The organism is Sphingomonas sp. SORGH_AS_0438, assembly GCF_031453475.1.
Classification (GTDB): domain Bacteria; phylum Pseudomonadota; class Alphaproteobacteria; order Sphingomonadales; family Sphingomonadaceae; genus Sphingomonas.
On the sequence record NZ_JAVIZS010000001.1, the window covers coordinates 2,168,333 to 2,184,797 of the forward strand.

Annotated in this window: 16 protein-coding genes; 8 read left to right on the forward strand and 8 right to left on the reverse strand. The window is 69.7% G+C overall.

Annotated features, from left to right (window positions below):
• Positions 1-51 precede the first annotated feature (51 nt).
• The 6 genes from nadC to QE452_RS10080 all read right to left on the reverse strand — a co-directional run bounded on the left by nadC (position 52) and on the right by QE452_RS10080 (position 5,699).
• The gene (gene nadC, locus QE452_RS10055; protein WP_309657943.1) at positions 52-891 is read right to left on the reverse strand and encodes a carboxylating nicotinate-nucleotide diphosphorylase; all 840 of its coding nucleotides are present in this window, start codon (positions 889-891) and stop codon (positions 52-54) included.
• A complete protein-coding gene (nadA, locus tag QE452_RS10060) occupies positions 891-1,913 on the reverse strand; it encodes a quinolinate synthase NadA (RefSeq protein ID WP_309657942.1) in 1,023 nt (340 codons plus the stop codon). The genes nadC and nadA overlap by 1 nt, the downstream gene beginning before the upstream one ends.
• Before the next feature lie 67 nt (positions 1,914-1,980).
• Positions 1,981-2,733: a DUF4230 domain-containing protein gene (locus QE452_RS10065; RefSeq protein ID WP_309657941.1), complete on the reverse strand. Its 753-nt coding sequence runs from the start codon at positions 2,731-2,733 to the stop codon at positions 1,981-1,983.
• The gene (locus QE452_RS10070; RefSeq protein ID WP_309657940.1) at positions 2,715-3,572 is read right to left on the reverse strand and encodes an MBL fold metallo-hydrolase; all 858 of its coding nucleotides are present in this window, start codon (positions 3,570-3,572) and stop codon (positions 2,715-2,717) included. The genes QE452_RS10065 and QE452_RS10070 overlap by 19 nt, the downstream gene beginning before the upstream one ends.
• A gap of 94 nt (positions 3,573-3,666) precedes the next feature.
• Positions 3,667-5,334 (reverse strand): M56 family metallopeptidase, encoded by a 1,668-nt coding sequence (locus tag QE452_RS10075; protein WP_309657939.1) that lies wholly within the window; start codon positions 5,332-5,334, stop codon positions 3,667-3,669.
• Positions 5,331-5,699 (reverse strand): BlaI/MecI/CopY family transcriptional regulator, encoded by a 369-nt coding sequence (locus tag QE452_RS10080; RefSeq protein WP_125993196.1) that lies wholly within the window; start codon positions 5,697-5,699, stop codon positions 5,331-5,333. The genes QE452_RS10075 and QE452_RS10080 overlap by 4 nt, the downstream gene beginning before the upstream one ends.
• 138 nt (positions 5,700-5,837) lie before the next feature.
• Here QE452_RS10080 and fumC point away from each other — a divergent pair, with 138 nt between their 5' ends.
• From fumC to QE452_RS10110, 6 genes are all read left to right on the forward strand, one after another.
• Entirely contained in the window at positions 5,838-7,229 is a 1,392-nt protein-coding gene (gene fumC, locus QE452_RS10085) for a class II fumarate hydratase (RefSeq protein ID WP_309657938.1), read from the forward strand.
• Between the two features lie 53 nt (positions 7,230-7,282).
• Positions 7,283-7,495, forward strand: coding sequence for a hypothetical protein (locus QE452_RS10090; RefSeq protein ID WP_309657937.1), 213 nt, complete (start codon positions 7,283-7,285; stop codon positions 7,493-7,495).
• Entirely contained in the window at positions 7,492-7,701 is a 210-nt protein-coding gene (locus QE452_RS10095; RefSeq protein ID WP_125993199.1) for a hypothetical protein, read from the forward strand. The genes QE452_RS10090 and QE452_RS10095 overlap by 4 nt, the downstream gene beginning before the upstream one ends.
• 101 nt (positions 7,702-7,802) lie before the next feature.
• Positions 7,803-8,453: a guanylate kinase gene (gene gmk / locus QE452_RS10100; protein ID WP_309657936.1), complete on the forward strand. Its 651-nt coding sequence runs from the start codon at positions 7,803-7,805 to the stop codon at positions 8,451-8,453.
• Between the two features lie 156 nt (positions 8,454-8,609).
• Positions 8,610-9,908 carry a dicarboxylate/amino acid:cation symporter gene (locus tag QE452_RS10105; RefSeq protein WP_309657935.1) on the forward strand — a complete coding sequence of 433 codons (1,299 nt, stop codon included), beginning with the start codon at positions 8,610-8,612 and terminating at the stop codon, positions 9,906-9,908.
• The gene (locus QE452_RS10110) at positions 9,905-10,423 is read left to right on the forward strand and encodes a biliverdin-producing heme oxygenase (protein WP_309657934.1); all 519 of its coding nucleotides are present in this window, start codon (positions 9,905-9,907) and stop codon (positions 10,421-10,423) included. The genes QE452_RS10105 and QE452_RS10110 overlap by 4 nt, the downstream gene beginning before the upstream one ends.
• A 4-nt stretch (positions 10,424-10,427) precedes the next feature.
• Here QE452_RS10110 and QE452_RS10115 read toward each other — a convergent pair whose 3' ends face one another.
• The gene (locus QE452_RS10115; RefSeq protein ID WP_309657933.1) at positions 10,428-12,569 is read right to left on the reverse strand and encodes a histidine kinase dimerization/phosphoacceptor domain -containing protein; all 2,142 of its coding nucleotides are present in this window, start codon (positions 12,567-12,569) and stop codon (positions 10,428-10,430) included.
• A 154-nt stretch (positions 12,570-12,723) separates the two neighbouring features.
• Here QE452_RS10115 and nhaA point away from each other — a divergent pair, with 154 nt between their 5' ends.
• Positions 12,724-14,127, forward strand: coding sequence for a Na+/H+ antiporter NhaA (gene nhaA, locus QE452_RS10120; RefSeq protein WP_309657932.1), 1,404 nt, complete (start codon positions 12,724-12,726; stop codon positions 14,125-14,127).
• Here the strand turns inward: nhaA and QE452_RS10125 are convergent.
• Positions 14,072-15,157, reverse strand: a complete 1,086-nt coding sequence (locus QE452_RS10125) for an endonuclease/exonuclease/phosphatase family protein (protein WP_309657931.1) — start codon at positions 15,155-15,157, stop codon at positions 14,072-14,074. The two genes, nhaA and QE452_RS10125, sit on opposite strands and share 56 nt — an antisense overlap.
• A gap of 129 nt (positions 15,158-15,286) precedes the next feature.
• Here QE452_RS10125 and QE452_RS10130 point away from each other — a divergent pair, with 129 nt between their 5' ends.
• The gene (locus QE452_RS10130) at positions 15,287-16,465 is read left to right on the forward strand and encodes an HlyD family secretion protein (RefSeq protein WP_309657930.1); all 1,179 of its coding nucleotides are present in this window, start codon (positions 15,287-15,289) and stop codon (positions 16,463-16,465) included.

Sequence of the window (16,465 nt, forward strand, 5' to 3'; positions counted from 1 at the left end):
ATTCCTTCCTATTCCCCGGCGAAGGCCGGGAAAAAGCAGTAGCGGACGACGTCAGACCGCCGCGAAATCCAGTCCGATATCGGCCGCCGGCGCCGACTGGGTCAGGCGGCCGACACTGACATAGGTCACGCCGCTCGTGGCGATCGCGCGGATCGTGTCGAGCCGGACCCCGCCTGACGCCTCGGTCGGCACCCGCCCGTCGACCAGGGCGACCGCCTCGGCCAGCATCCGCGGCCCCATATTGTCGAGCAGCAGATGCGTCGCCCCTGCCGCCAGCGCCGGCTCGATCTGGTCCAGCCGGTCGACCTCGACGATGATGCGCTCGATCCCCGCCGCTACCGCGCGCGCCACCGCCGGGCCGACGCCGCCCGCGACCGCGACGTGATTGTCCTTGATCATCGCCGCGTCCCACAGGCCCATGCGATGGTTGTGCGCGCCGCCCATCCGCGTCGCATATTTCTCCAGCAGGCGGAGGCCCGGGATCGTCTTGCGCGTGTCGAGCAACGTGGCCCCCGTCCCCGCGACCGCATCGACATAGGCCGCGGTCAGCGTCGCGATGCCGGACAGATGCTGCACCGTGTTGAGCGCCGACCGTTCGGCGGTCAGCATCGCGCGCGCCGCGCCGGACAAGCGCATCAGCTCGGCCCCCGCCGCCACCCGCGCCCCGTCCTCGACCAGCCGCTCGATCACCACATCCGGGTCGAGCGTGCGGAAGAACGCCTCGGCAATCTCCAGCCCGGCGACGGTGATCGCCTCGCGGCTGTCCATCACGCCGGTGAAGCGCGCCTCGGCCGGGATCACCGCCTGGCTGGTGATGTCACCGCCCGGCCCCAGATCCTCCGCCAGCGTGGCGGCGACGAAGGCGGCGCAGTCGAAACCGTCCGGCAGCATCAGTCGCCCGTCACCGCTGCGGCGGGCTTGGCGGGGCCGAGATCGCCCTGCCCCACGGTGGCGCTGGCCATTTCCAGCATCGCGTCCAGGCTCTTCTTGGCGCGCAGCCGCAGGTCCTCGTCGATCTCGATGCGCGGGGTCAGGTCGCGCAGCGCCAGATAGAGCTTCTCCATCGTGTTCAGCGCCATATAGGGGCAGATATTGCAGTTGCAGTTGCCGTCCGCGCCGGGCGCGCCGATGAAGCGCTTCTCCGGCATCGCCTTTTCCATCTGGTGGATGATGTGCGGCTCGGTCGCGACGATCAGCGTGTCGCCGGGCATGGCTTGCGCATATTCCAGGATGCCGCGGGTCGAGCCGACATAATCGGCATGGTCCAGGATCACCGCCGGACATTCCGGATGCGCGGCGACCGGCGCGCCGGGATGCTGCGCCTTGAGCTTGAGCAGCTCGGTTTCCGAGAACGCCTCGTGCACGATGCACACGCCCGGCCACAACAGCAGTTCGCGGCCCGTCTTGCGCGCCAGATAGCCGCCCAGATTGCGGTCGGGACCGAAGATGATCTTCTGCTCCGGCGGGATCTTCGCCAGGATCGCCTCTGCGGAGGAGGAGGTGACGATCACGTCGGACAGCCCCTTCACCTCGGCCGAGCAGTTGATATAGGTCAGCGCGATATGATCGGGATGCGCGGCGCGGAACGCGGCGAACTGTTCCGGCGGGCAGCTATCCTCCAGCGAGCAGCCGGCCGCCATGTCGGGCAGCACCACGATCTTGTCGGGCGACAGGATCTTCGCCGTCTCCGCCATGAAGCGCACGCCGCAAAAGGCGATCACATCGGCATCGGTCGCCTGCGCCTTGCGGCTGAGGTCCAGGCTGTCGCCGACGAAATCGGCAATGTCCTGCAAGGCCGGTTCCTGATAATAATGGGCCAGGATCACGGCGTTGCGCTCCTTGCGCAGCCGATCGATCTCGGCGCACAGGTCCATGCCCGTCAGGCTGCCGCCCATCCCAATCCTAGCATCCATGCCATTCGGTCCCGTTATGATCCGCCCGCCATGGCGGCCCCGCGCGCCGGGATCAAGCAGGATCGGCTTATCGCCGGTTGGCCAGCACCTCGTCGATCGAGCGCGACACGTCCCAGCGCTCGTCATTGGCGACAGGCTCGTCGGCGAAGCGCACGACCACCTTGGCGTCGACCCCCACCGCGCGCAGCGGCATGGTGAAGCTGCGCTCGACCGCGCGGCGCGACGCGTCGCGGGCCAGCGCCATCGCGGTCGGCTCGCGCGCCTGGCGCAGCAGTTCGGCCTGGCCGGCGCGGCGGTTGGCGGCATCGAGCTGCGCCTCGGCATTGGTGAAGGTCGACAGCACCCCGCCCGAGCCATATTCGCGGGTGGCGTTCAGATCGACCTGCGGCCCGTCCACCTCGACCGGTGGCAGGCGCACCGACAGCGTGTGCGTCTCCGGGTTCCAGGCGACGTCGCGCTGGGTCAGCTTGGCGAGATCGACCTCGTAGCGGACGGTGCCCGGCATGATCAGCGTCTTCTGCGTCTGGAAGCCGAGCTGCGACTGGGTGGAGGTGACGACCGCGACATAGCGCGCGGCGAAGGCGGACAGGCGGTTCTGCTCGCGCAGCCCTTGCAGGCTGGCGGAGGCGACGGTGACCGGATCGGGGGTCAGCCGCTCGGTGACATAGCGCTGCACGCCCCACAGCGCGATCAGCACCGCCAGCACCAGCAGCACCAGCACGCCCGCCGTCTTGGCCAGGAAGGCGCCGATGCCGCCGCCCCGCGCGGGTGCGACGGCAGCGCCCGTGGTCCGTTCCGCCTCTACGCCGCGATCCGCCATCCTGCTCCTTCCTCGGCCACCAGGCCCCGCTTCCTCAGATCATGGAGATGCGCCAGCACCGACCGTTCCGCCGCCGGCACCAGGCGCGGGTCGAGCCCCGCATAGAGGCGCGCGACCAGGTCGGGCACCGCCGAGACGCCCTCGCCCAGCCGGCGCAGGATCTGCCCCTCGCGCTGGCGGCGATGGCCCAGCATCCCGCGCACCAGCCGCGCCGGATTGTCCACCGCCTCGCCATGCCCCGGATAGAAGACGCGGTCGTCGCGCCCCATCAGCTTTTCCAGGCTGGCCATGTAATCGCCCATGTCGCCATCGGGCGGCGACACGACGCTGGTCGCCCATCCCATCACATGGTCGCCGGAAAAGAGCGCCTTCGTCTCCGGCAGGGCGAAGCAGAGATGGTTGGAGGTATGGCCGGGCGTCGCCAGCGCGGTCAGCGTCCAGCCCTGCCCCGCCACCGACTCCGCCTCCGCCAGCACGCGGTCGGGTGCATAGTCGCGGTCGAAGGCGGCGTCGGACCGGCCGCCCTCGTAATCGGGCGCAAAGGGTGCGGCGCCGACGATCGGCGCGCCCGTCGCGCGGGCGAGCGGTCGGGTGGCGGGGCTATGGTCGCGGTGATGATGCGTGACCAGGATCGCGCGTACCGGTCGGCCGTCGATCGCGCGGATCAGCGCGGCGATGTGCGCGGGATCGTCCGGCCCCGGATCGATCACCGCCAGATCGGTCTCGCCGACCAGATAGGATTGGGTGCCCGTATAGGTATAGGCCGAGGCATTGGGCGCGAGCAGTCGCGTGACCAGCGGCTCCAGCGCCATCGGAATCCCGGTCGGTAGCTCGGCCATCGCTCGCGAAATGGCCCGACACGGCGCGGCGCGCAAGGGCGAAAACCCTTGCGCGCGCCTGCGGACCCCGCCCGCGATGGCGGGAGCCGATGGATCAATCCTTCCCGATTTCCGCCATTTGCTGGCGAAGATCGGCCATCGATTCATCGATTCCGGCCAGCGCCTCGCGCTGTCCCTCGGCAGGGATCGATGCGTTACTGGCGAGCGCGGCACGGGCCGTCTCCAGGCCGGACAGCGCCGCCGTCATCGACTCGCGCTGAATTCGGACCTGGTCCGCCTCGGTCAATTGTCCGGCCCGCGCCGCCGCCTGGATGCGGTCGGTACAGATCACGGTCGAGCGATGGCCGTTGCTGGTGCGGCTGACGACATAGGCTTTGGCGCCCGTGTCCGGGCCGCAGCTGCCCGAGCGGATATCGACCATCGCCCGCATCTCGGCCGCCGTCGGCATTCCGGCGAGCGGGCGCGGCGGAACCGGCGGGGTGGGCAGCGTGACGCCCATCGCCGAGGCGGCACCCGGCGCGGCCGGAGCGGCTGGCGCGACCGGGGCCTGGAGTGCGCGCGGCGCAACCGGCGGCACGGGCGGCACGGGCGCGGGATGATCGGCCAGATAGGCTTCCGCCGCCGAGCCTTCATAGGTGGTGGTCTTGCCGTTCTTCACCACGACGACTCGGGTCGTCCTGCCACTGCGCGCATCGGGGATGGCGGACGTCTTCGCCATGGGCGGCATGGCGGGCATGGCCGGCATGGAGGACATCGCCCCGCCCGTCGCCTCGCCCATCCGGGCGGCAATGGCGGCGGTGGCGCTGGTGCCCGAGGCGGTGCCGATCAGCCCCGCCGTCACCACGCCCAGCACTGCGGCGGCCCCGGTCATCAGCCGCGTGCGCGACGGCTTGGCAATCGTCAGCATCTTCAGTCTCCCTTTCAGATCGGTGATGGTGTGGAGGTGGCAGGCGGCCGACACCGCGCCACCATGCGCCGCCTTGACGATGGCGCAGGCATAAATGTGGCGATCGGCACGGCTGCGGCCGGCCAGCACGCGGGCGTCGTTGGCCAGTTCCTGGTCGGCGCGGAAGGCGCGAAAGGCGCGCCATGCCAGCGGGTTGAACCAATGGAGCGCGAGCACCGCCAGCGCCGCCCAGTTGGCGACCAGATCACCGCGCTGGTGATGGCCCAGCTCGTGCGCCAGGGCGAGCGACCGCTCGTCCGCGTCATAGCGTTCGTCGAAGTCGCGCGGGAAGGCGACGAAGCGGCGCTTGATCCCGAAGGCGAGCGGCCCGGTGGCATGATGGCTCTCGACCACCGCCACGCCGTCGATCCGGTCGAGCAGCCGCGCGTCGCGCAGCAATCGCCGGCAGAAGCGCCGGTGCGACAGGCAATGATGGACGAAGAAGGCGAGCGCCCCCGCCAGCCACAGCCCTGCGCCGATCGCCAGCCAGTCGATGCCGCTCCAATCGACCCCCGTCGCCGCGACCGGCGCGGCGACGGTGGCCATCGCCGGTGCCTCGGCGACGGGAGCGGTGCCCGGCAGGATCAGCACCGTCACTGCATCGCTGGCGCGCGAGATCGGCATGGCCGCCTGCTCGCGCCACGATGCCGGCATCGGCGGCAGCACCAGCCGGAGCGCCGGCAGCGCCCACAGGCCATAGGCGATCTGCGGCCCGAAGATGCGCCGCACCGGTCCCCGCACCAGCAGCACCAGCGCCATCAGCAGCGCCGACGCCAGCACGGCCTCCGCCCCCCAGGCGGTGAGGGCCGCGGTCATGCCTTTAGATCCTTCAGCAGGGCCTCGATCTCGGCGATGTCGCGCTGGGTCAGCTCGTCCCGTTCGGCCAGATGCGCGACCAGCGGGGTCAGCCGGCCGCCGAACAGCCGGTCGATCAGCCGCCGCGATTCGCCGCTGACATAGTCGTCACGCTGGACCAGCGGGCGATAGAGATAGCGGCGGCCATCCTCCTCATGCGCGATCGCCGCCTTGGCGAGCAGCCGGCCGAGCAATGTCTTGACGGTATTGGCGCTCCAGCCGCGCGCCGGGTCGACCCGTTCGGCGACATCCTGCGCCGTCAGCGGCGCCTCCTCCCACAGAACCTCCATCACGGCATGTTCCGCATCGCTGATCCGCTCGGCCACGACTCGCCTCCTTTGTGATTACAGCTGTAGTCACATCGATTACGAGTGTAGTCAATACCCGTCCGGGGGGATCGTTTTCACCAGGATGCAACCTTGCCGGCGCACGATCCTTGACGCCGTGCAGTAGAGAGGACGCCCATGACCGACACCCGCACCGAAACCGACTCGATCGGCGCGATCGAAGTTCCCGCCACCGCCTATTGGGGCGCGCAGACCGAACGCAGCCTGGAGAATTTCCCCTTCGGCGCGCGCGAGCAGATGCCGATCGGCATCGTCCATGCGCTCGCCATCGTGAAGCGGGCGGCGGCGCGGGTGAACCGCGACCATGGGCTGGACGATGACAAGGCCGATGCGATCGACGCGGCCGCCGCCGAGGTGATCGACGGCCGGCTGGACAACCAGTTCCCGCTGGTCATCTGGCAGACCGGCAGCGGCACCCAGTCGAACATGAACGTCAACGAGGTGATCGCCGGCCGCGCCAACGAGATGCTGACCGGCGCGCGCGGCGGCAAGGTGCCGGTCCATCCCAATGACGACGTCAATCGTGGCCAGTCCTCGAACGACAGCTTCCCGACCGCGCTGCATGTCGCGGCCGCCCTGGCGGTGACACGCACGCTGCTCCCCGCGCTCGACCATCTCCATGCGGCGCTCGATGCCAAGGCGAAGGCGTGGGAAGACATCGTCAAGATCGGCCGCACGCATTTGCAGGATGCGACGCCGCTGACGCTGGGCCAGGAATTCTCCGGCTATGCCGCACAGCTCGCCAGCGCGCGGGCGCGGATCGAGGGGACGCTGGCCCGCAACATCCTGCCGCTGGCGCAAGGCGGCACGGCGGTCGGCACCGGGCTCAACGCACCGGCCGGCTTCGCCGAGGCGGTGGCGGCGGAGATCGCCGCGCTGACCGGTCTGGAATTCGTCACCGCCGCCAACAAGTTCGAGGCGCTGGCCGCCAATGACGGGCTGGTCGACCTGCACGGCACGCTCAACGTGCTGGCGGTGGCGCTGACCAAGATCGCCAACGACATCCGCCTGCTCGGCTCCGGCCCGCGCTCCGGCCTGGGCGAACTCGACCTGCCGGCGAACGAGCCGGGCAGCTCGATCATGCCCGGCAAGGTCAATCCGACCCAGAACGAGATGCTGACGATGGTCGCGGCCCAGGTGATGGGCAACAATGTCGCGGTCACGGTGGGCGGCCTCCAGGGTCATCTGGAGCTCAATGTCTTCAAGCCGCTGATCGGCGCGAACGTGCTGCGCTCGATCGACCTGCTCGCCACCGGCATGACCAGCTTCGCCGACCGGACGGTGGCCGGCATGACCGCCAATCGCGCTCGCATCGCCGAACTGGTCGACCGGTCACTGATGCTGGTCACCGCACTGGCGCCCGAGATCGGCTACGACAATGCCGCCAAGATCGCCAAGCACGCCCATGCGGAAGGGTTGACGCTGAAGGAGGCGGGACTGGCACTGGGCCTGGTCGATGCCGAGACGTTCGACCGCGTGGTGCGGCCCGAGGCGATGATCGGCCGCTAAGGGAACTCCCGGGGCGGTCCGACGCTTATCCTGGTATACGAGGAGATGCTTTCGTGAGTGCAACCACCATCGGCGCCCTGGTCGGCGGCGTGATCGATTCGATGAACGGCGACGACGATGCCAGCTGGGACGGCGCGCTGAAGGGCGCGATCATCGCCAATGTGCTGAAGGTCGCGGTGCCCATGGCGATCACCTACGCGGTCGGCTGGGCAGTGTTGCGGGGAGCCGGCGAACTCGTGGACGTCGTGAAGGGAGAGAAGCAATGATCGGCAAGATTATCGGTGCGCTGGTGGGACGCGAAATGGATCGTCGCGATGGCCGCGGCGGGTTGAAGGGTGCCGCCATGGGCGCGCTGGTTGGTGGCGGCCTGCGTCGCATGGGTCCGCTCGGGATGCTGCTGGGCGGCGGCTATGTCGCGAAAAAGGCCTATGACCGCCGTCGCGCCTCGCGGATGGAGCCGCGCGGCTTCTAAGGCGATTTCCACCCGGATTTCGGGCGGTCGACCGGACGACGGTCGGCCGCCTTTCGGCGTATCGGCTTGACGGCCCCGCCCCGGCTTGGCCAAAGGCGGGCATGGCGCACTATCCCCCGACCGACGCCCATGGCCTGAAGCGCCGTGGGATGCTCTTCGTCCTGTCCTCCCCCTCCGGCGCCGGCAAGTCGACGATCGCGCGCAAGCTGCTGGCGGACGAGCCCGAACTCGCCCTGTCCGTGTCGGCGACGACCCGGCCGGTGCGCCCCGGCGAGATCGACGGCAAGGATTACCACTTCGTCGACCTGGAGGAATTCCGCCGCATGGTCGCGGACGACGAATTCCTGGAATGGGCGCATGTCTTCGGCAATCGCTACGGCACGCCGCGCGCGCAGGTCGAGGCGATGCTCGCCGCCGGCAAGGACGTGCTGTTCGACATCGACTGGCAGGGCGCGCAGCAGCTCTTCCAGATCGCGGGCGGCGACGTGGTGCGCGTGTTCATCTTCCCGCCCTCGATGGAGGAGTTGCGCGACCGTCTGGAACGCCGCGCCACCGACTCGGTCGAGGTGATCGACGCCCGCATGGCGCGCGCCGCCAACGAGGTCAGCCACTGGGACGGCTATGACTATGTGCTGGTCAATGACGATGTCGAGGAGTGTTTCCGCGGCGTGAAGACGATCCTGGCGGCGGAACGCCTCAAGCGTTCGCGCCAGACCGGGCTGATCGGCTTCATCCGCCGACTGACGCGCTAGGCCCTTCCGTTCCCCTGCCGAGGCGGGGGAACGCAGTGCGGTTCGGCAACCCACGGACGGAAAACGACAAACCGTTCATCCCGCGACAAGCCCGACTTTGCTGCGGCGCACCAAAGCTTGCTGTCTTTTCCGGGCCGTGCCAGCAACAGCGGCGCCATGAAACTTCCATCCTTCAGCGTCCAGGTCTTCCTGGGCATGGCCGTCGGGCTGGTGCTGGGCGTCTGGGCGCGCGCGCTCGGTGCCGAGAGCGGGCTGGCCGAGGGGCTGCGGATCATCGGCGAGATCTTCGTGCAGTTGCTCCGCGCGCTGGTCGTGCCGCTGGTCTTCACCGCCATCGTCGCGTCGATCGCCGCGCTGCGCGACCTGGGCAATGCCGCGCGCCTCGTCGCCAGTACCCTGATCTGGTTCGCCATCACCGCATTGATCGCGGTCAGCATCGGGCTGGTGCTCGCCACCGTCATCGCGCCCGGTGCCCATGCCGGGGTCGATGCGGCGGCGGCGGTGCGGCCTGCCACGACCGGCTCCTGGCTCGACTTCCTGCGCGGGCTGGTGCCGGCGAACATCCTGGGCCTCGCCGCCTCGACCAGGCTGGCGGACGGGGTGGCGACCACCAGCCTGTCGTTCAACATCCTCCAGATCATCGTCGTCGCCATCGCGATCGGCATCGCCGCCGTCCGCGTCGGCGCGCAGGGCGAGGCGTTCCTGGCGTTCAACGCCGCCGCGCTCGCCATCTTCCGCCGCGTGCTGCGCTGGATCGTGCGGCTGACCCCGATCGGCACCGCCGGGCTGCTCGGCCATGCGGTAGTGCAGTATGGCTGGCAGTCGCTGTCCGCGCTCGGCGCCTTCGCGGGCGCGGTCTATATCGGTCTCGCGCTGGTGCTGCTGGTCGTCTATCCGCTGCTGTTGCGCGCCAACGGCCTGTCGGTCGGGCGCTTCTTCGCCGCCGCCTGGCCCGCGATCCAGCTCGGCTTCGTCTCGCGCTCCTCGATCGCCACCCTGCCCGTCACCGAGGCGGCGGTGGAGCGGATCGGTGTGCCGCGCGAATATGCCGCCTTCGCCGTCCCCTTCGCCGCGACCACCAAGATGGACGGCTGCGCCGCCGTCTATCCGGCGGTGGCGGCGCTGTTCGTCGCGCAATATTACGGCATCCCGCTCCACGCCGCCGATTATCTGCTGGTCGTGCTGGTGTCGGTGATCGGATCGGCGGCCACCGCCGGGTTGACCGGCGCGCTGGTGATGCTGACGCTGACGCTGACCACGCTCGGCCTGCCGCTGGAGGGCGCGGGGCTGTTGCTGGCGATCGACCCGATCCTCGACATGGGCCGCACCGCCGTCAACGTCGCCGGTCAGGCGCTGGTCCCGACGATCGTCGCGCGGCGGCAGGGACTGATCCGCGACATCGCTGCCGGTCGGGACGATGCGGCGGGCGATCCGACGCTGTCGGCGGCCGCATGACCGCCGATCCCGGCTTCGTCCAGCGATTGCGCGCGGCGAGCGGCCCGGCCCATGACCGGGTCGACGCCGCTTACGGCGCGTTCCGCCTGGACGATCGCGACGATTATGCCGCCTTCCTCACCGCCCATGCCCGCGCGCTGCCGGCGGTGGAGGCGGCCCTCGTCGCGCATCCCGACCTGCCCTCCTGGCGCGAGCGGACCAGCCTACTCGGTGGCGATCTCGCCGATCTGGGCCGGACGATGCCGACGCCCCTGCCCTTCACGCCGGACGGCGATGCGGCGGCCTGGGGCGCGCTCTATGTGACGGAGGGCTCGCGGCTGGGCGGCACCCTGCTGGCGCGCTCCGTGGCGGCGGGATGGCCGAGCCGCTATCTGGGGGCCCGCCACCTGCCCGGTGAATGGCGCGCGCTGCTTGCCGCGATCGAGAACAGGGCGGCGGACGCCTCGCCGGAATGGCAGGCGGCGGCAGTGGCCGGCGCGATGGCCTGTTTCGTGCTCTACGAACGCGCGGCCTGATCGATCAGGCCGCGATCGGCGCGGTCATCACCACGCGCAGGCCGGGCGCATTGTCCTCCATTTCCAGCTCGCCGCCCAGCTGCTGGACCATCGCCAGCATCATCCGGCTGCCGAACCCAGTGCCGCCCACCGTCTGCTTGCCATTCCCCTCGTCCGCGACGATTAGCCGCAGGCGGCTATGGTGCCGGTCCAGGGCGATGGCGATCGGCCCCATCGCGCCGGGATAGGCATATTTGGTCGCGTTGATGACCAGCTCGGTCAGGATCAGGCCGATCTTCACCGCCCGGTCGGTCGGGATCAGCACCGGCGCGAGGTCAAGCGTCATCTGCCGCGCCCAGGCCTCACCCAGCGTCGCCTTCATGTCGGCGGTCAATTCGCTGAGATAGCGGGACAGGTCGATCGTCTCGATCTGGTCGTCGCGGTAGAGCCGGCGATGCACCTGCGCCACCGCCGACAGCCGCGCCTGCGCTTCGCCCAGCTGGTCGGCCACCGCGCCGGGGCCGGCGGCGCGCGCCTGCATCGACAGGAAGGCGGCGACCAGTTGCAGGCTGTTCTGGATGCGGTGGTCGACCTCCTTCATCAACAGGTCCTTCTGCTGGAGCAGCACGTCCTTCGCCGCGACCGTCCGGTTCAGCTCGCCGTTCAGGTCGCGCAGGCGACGACCACGATCGGCATCCAGGAGCGTGCGGCCCAGGCGACGCGCCGACTCGATCTCTTCCAGCGTCCAATGCCGCGACCGACCGCGCACCTCTTCGCGCCACGTCTCGAACGAAGCGCGCGGCGTCAGCGTCTCGCCATGCGTCAGCGCGACCGACTTGTGCGGATTGCCCGCCCATTCGATCTCCTCGGGCTGCTCGGCGCGGAACCAGAGCAGCATCCCCGGCCCCTCCGGCTGCGGCAGGGCGAGCAGCCCGCTCGCCTCGGCAAAGTGCGTCGCGGCCGGCGGATAGGCGGCGCTGAGCATGTGCGAGGAGAAGGGCTCGCCCCCCTGCTGCCGCAGCCAGTCGACCAGATCGCGGAGGAATGCGTCGGGCGGGCATCGCCCCTCCCGCACCACCACGGTCCGGCCATCGACGAAAGCCAGGCCATCGCCGCCCAGCAGTTCGCGCAATTCGCGGCACGTCTGCGACACCGCCTCGGCCAGGCTGGGCGCGGTCGACAAACGGGGGGCGATGGCGTCTTCCACCCCGCGCAGGCCCAGCCGCTCGCGATAGGTTTCGGCCTCTTCCTTCGCGCGGATCTGGCGCGACAGGCTGCCCGCCAGCACGGTCGCCCCGGCGCGGATGTCGGCGGGCAGGCTGTGCGGCGTGCGATGGTGGCAGGCGATCAGCCCCCAGAGCAGCCCGCCCTTGACGATCGAGATGGAGGCGGAGGCCTGCACCCCCATGTTGCGCAGGTAGCGGAGGTGGATGGGCGACACGCTGCGCACCGCCACGTCGCTCAGGTCGCTGTCCTGCCACAGGGCCGGGCGGATCGGCGCGGCCTCGTAATCCACGTCCGGGATCACCCGGGCGCGATTGCGCACATAGAGTGCACGCGCCTGACGCGGAATGTCGGAGGCGGGGAAATGATGATGCAGGAAGGGCGACAGCGCCGGATCGCGATCCTCCGCCACCACGCGACCCGCATCATCGTCCAGGAAGCGATAGACCATCACCCGATCGAAGCCGGTCAGCGCGCGAAAGGCGGTGGCGGCGCGAGCGCAGAGCGCGTTGAGATCGCCGGCCCGCTCGAAGCCGATCGCGAAATTCTCCAGCAGCGCCAGCATCTCGCCCGAGCTGAGCGGCGCGTCGGCGGCGCGTTCCAGCTCGACCAGCAGCCGGTCGCCGGCGCGGTGCAGCGCCACGTCGTAGCGGTGACCGTCCAGCCCCGTCACCGGCGTGCCGGGCAGGCTGCTCGAACCGACCGGCATGGGATCGAACCGGCCCTGCACATCCTGCCCGAGCAGGTCGACCACCGACCGCCCCAGCCAGTCGGCGGCCAGCACAGACTCGATCGGTCCCGCCCCGGCGACGACGAGGTCGCTCGCGATCTCCGCTACCAGCAACAGACCATGCGGCTGGATCGAGCCGGGAATGTGAATCGGTTCCCGGTCACAGGCGGACAAATCCGCACCGGGGTCCGTCGAAAGGAGATGGGAAGCCATGCCAATCCTGATACTAGACCCCAAGGCTTGTACGCATTGCCCTGAAAACGCAAATGCTTTGGGCGTTTACCTAATTTCGCTCAAGACGGTCGCGGGGAACATGCGCCGGACCTGAACCGTATGCTCGGGACAGTCGAACGAGCACGGACCCCTTATGGCCCTTTCCCCCCGGCTATATGGCCGCGTCGCCGCCCGAGCGCACCACTCCCCCGCCGCCGCCGTGCTGCGCAAGATCGAACCCTTTTTCGCGATCGGCCAGGTTTCCGGCGGCCCCTTGCTGATCGCGTCGATCGTCGCGATGGTGATCGTCAATTCATCGCTCGGGGCCGATTATATCCGGCTCTGGGATCGACCGGTGCGGGTCAGCTATGGCGCCTGGGCGGTGGCACGACCGGCGGCGGAGTGGATCAACGACGCGCTGATGCCGCTCTTCTTCCTGATCATCGGTACCGAGGTGAAGCGCGAGTTCGTCAAGGGATCGCTGTCGTCGCTGCGCACCGCCATCTTCCCGGTGGCCGGCGCGATCGGCGGGCTGGTCGTGCCGGTCGCCTTCTATCTCGTGTTCAATCTCGGCACCGACACGCAGCATGGCTGGGGCATCGTCGCGGCGATGGACACCGCGTTCAGCCTGGCGATCGTGGCGATGTTCACCACCCGCCTGCCCACCGCCGTGCGGGGGGTGCTGCTCGCCTTCGCCGCGATCGACGACGTGTTCGGGCTGCTGGTCATCGCGCTCGCCTATACCGCCGAAATCCACTGGCCGTTCCTGCTGCTCGCCGGCTTCGGCTATTTGGGCATCGTCGGACTGTTGCGACTGCGCTGGGTGGCGCCCATCCCCTATGTGCTGCTGGGGCTGGTGGTGTGGATCGGGGTGTTCGGATCGGGCATCCACCCGACCATAGCCGGGGTCGCGGTGGGGCTGTTGCTGCCGACCAGCTCGCGCCTGTCGCCGCGCCGCTTCGCCGAGCGGGTGCAGAGGCCGGTCGACCAGCTGCGGCGTGCCCAGGCGGCGGCCGAGCAGGCTCCCGATGCCGAGGCGGCGGAGGGGCATAACGAACGGGCCGAGCAGCGGCTGGGCTATATCCACGAAATGGCGGCGGCGACCGACGAGGCGGCGGAGCGGCTGGTCCGCATCCTGACTCCCTGGGTGTCCTATATCGTGCTGCCGCTGTTCGCCCTGTCCAATGTCCGCATCCATTTCTCCGCCCAACTGATCGGAGGCGCCCTGCATTCGCCGCTGGTGCTGGGGGTCTTGGTCGGGCTGGCGCTGGGCAAGCCGATCGGCTTCGTGGCGGCGACCTGGGCGGCGACGCGCACCGGACAGGCCGCATTGCCGGAGGGCGTGACCTGGCGGATGGTGCTGGGGATCGGCGCGCTGGCGGGGATCGGCTTCACCATCTCGCTGTTCATCGCCGACCTGGCCTTTGCCGATGCCGAGCATACCGAGCTGGCCTCGCTCGGCATCCTCGCCGCCTCGCTGCTGTCGGGCGTGTTCGGCTATCTCACCCTGTGGCGGGCCGCTTCGCCGCATCCGGCGTCCAGCGCAGGCGATAGGTGACGCGGAAGCCGTCATGGTCGGAGAGCTGCGGCAGGCCGTCCGCCCCGTCGAACATCGCCTCCACCCGCACCGGGCGGACCGCGACCAGGGTCCCGTCATGGAACAGCTGGAGATCCTCGGTATCCAGCCAGGGGGCGTCGCCGTCCCACGACATGCGCACGTCGCACAGCGTCCGGTTCGCCTCGCAATATTGATGCACCAGCGTGAAGTGGCGCGACGTGCTGCGGAAGCGGTCGAACCGCTCGGTCGAGCCGCGCATGTTGAAGTCGCCGCCCAGGATTGCCGGCACCCCGGCTTGCGCCGAGGCGTCGATGAAGCGGGCCAGCTGCCCGACCTGCAACCGGTGCGCCTCGCCGTTGCGCTTGGCCGGCACGCGCGACGCGCCCTGGGAGTTCAGGTGTGTGTCGAACAGGTCGATCGGCTGGGGCACGCCGGGTATCGCGATCCGGGCATGGACCATGCCCTTGTTGCTGAGGCAGTCCAGCCCCGCGCAGCGATGCTTGCCGAACGGCTCCGCATCATGCGCGACGATCGGATAGCGGCTGAGGATCGCCAGTCCCGATCCGACCAGGTGCATGCCCGTCTCGCCCTTCTTCCAGCGGAAGGGGCCGGTCATGGCGGGTGTGCCGGCCATGCGCTTGCCCTGGGTGCGCGACGGGCCGACGACCATGTTGGGATAGCCCATCGCCTGGACCGCGCGCACGGCGGCGGCGCTGAACATCTCCTGGATCAGCACCACATCGGGGGCCCGTCCCTCGCGCCGCAGCCGTGCCAGCGTCTCGCCGATCTGCGCCAGCGAGGCGCCGCGGCCCCGCCGCGCCGGCCAGCCCAGCCCCTCGATATTGAAGGTCAGCACGTCCAGCTGCACCTCCGCCGTCGTTGCGACGGCGGAACGGATCGGCTGGGGCACCGGCGCGTTCTGCGCGTCGGCGATCCTGGGCGGGGGCAGATGGGTGCATCCGGCGGCGGTGGACAGTACGGCGAACAGGGCCAGGCGGGATGGAAACGAACGATAGGACACGGAGGTCATCGCTACCCGACCCATGGCCGCAAACAAAGGGTTGAGCCTTGCGAAAATCGCTAACCGGACATATTGTCCGGTTAAGACGGACATCATCGCGCCCCGCTGGACCGGGCGCACGACAATCGAGGCGAATAGATGGCGGACTCGCAGCATGAGAGCGACGATCGGCAGCCGGACGACAACACCACGACGACCGACCAGGACGGCAAGCCCAAGCGCAAGCTGAGCGGTCGCGCCAAGCTGATCCTGTTGCTGGTCGCGCTGGCCGTGGTGATCCTGGGGGCACTGTGGTTCGTGCGCTACCAGACGCATGGCAAGTATCAGGAGGAGACGAACGACGCGCGCATCCAGGCGGATGCGGTGACGATCGCCCCGCGCGTGACCGGCTATGTCGAGGAGTTGCTGGTCGGCGACAACCAGGACGTGAAGCAGGGCCAGCCGCTGGTCCGCATCAACCCGCGCGATTACCGCGCGCAGGTGGCGCAGGCCGATGCGCAGATCGCGGTCGCCGCCGCACAGGCGGACAGCGCGCGCGCGCAGATCCGCGAACAATATGCGACGATCGAGCAGACCGCCGCGCAACTGGCGGCGGCGCGGACCAAGGCCGCCTATGACGCCAGCGAGATCGCACGCTATGCCCCGCTGGCGGCAAGCGGTGCCGAGACCCGCGAGCGGCTGGCGCAACTCCGCACCACCGCCGCGCAATCCGCCGCCGACGTGCGCGCCCGCGAAGCCGCGCTCGCCCTCCAGCAGCGCCGGGTCGCCTCGATCGAATCCCAGGTCCGCCAGGCGCGCGCGCAGGGCCAGGCCGCCGAGGCGCAGCGCAGCGCCGCCGATGTCGACCTGACCGCGACGATGCTCCGCGCGCCGATCGCCGGCCGAGTGGGCGACAAGACCGTCACAGTCGGCCAGTTCGTCAGCGCCGGCACGCGGCTCATGTCGCTGGTGCCGCTCGACAAGCTCTATGTCGTGGCGAACTTCAAGGAGACGCAGCTCGCCCTGATGCGGGTCGGCCAGCCGGCGACGATCAAGGTCGATGCGCTGGACGGCACCGAACTGGTCGGCCGGGTCGAGAGCCTGTCGCCGGGGACGGGCGCGCAATTCTCGCTGCTCCCGCCGCAGAATGCGACCGGCAACTTCACCAAGATCACCCAGCGCGTGCCGGTGCGGATCGCGCTGGACGCGACGCCGGCGGTGCGGGCGCTGCTCGTCCCCGGCCTGTCGGTGACGGTGACGGTCGACACGATCGGCGCCAAGGGCGACCTGAAGCGGATCCGCGACCAGCAGGACCAGCTCGACCAGCGGGCGCACTGA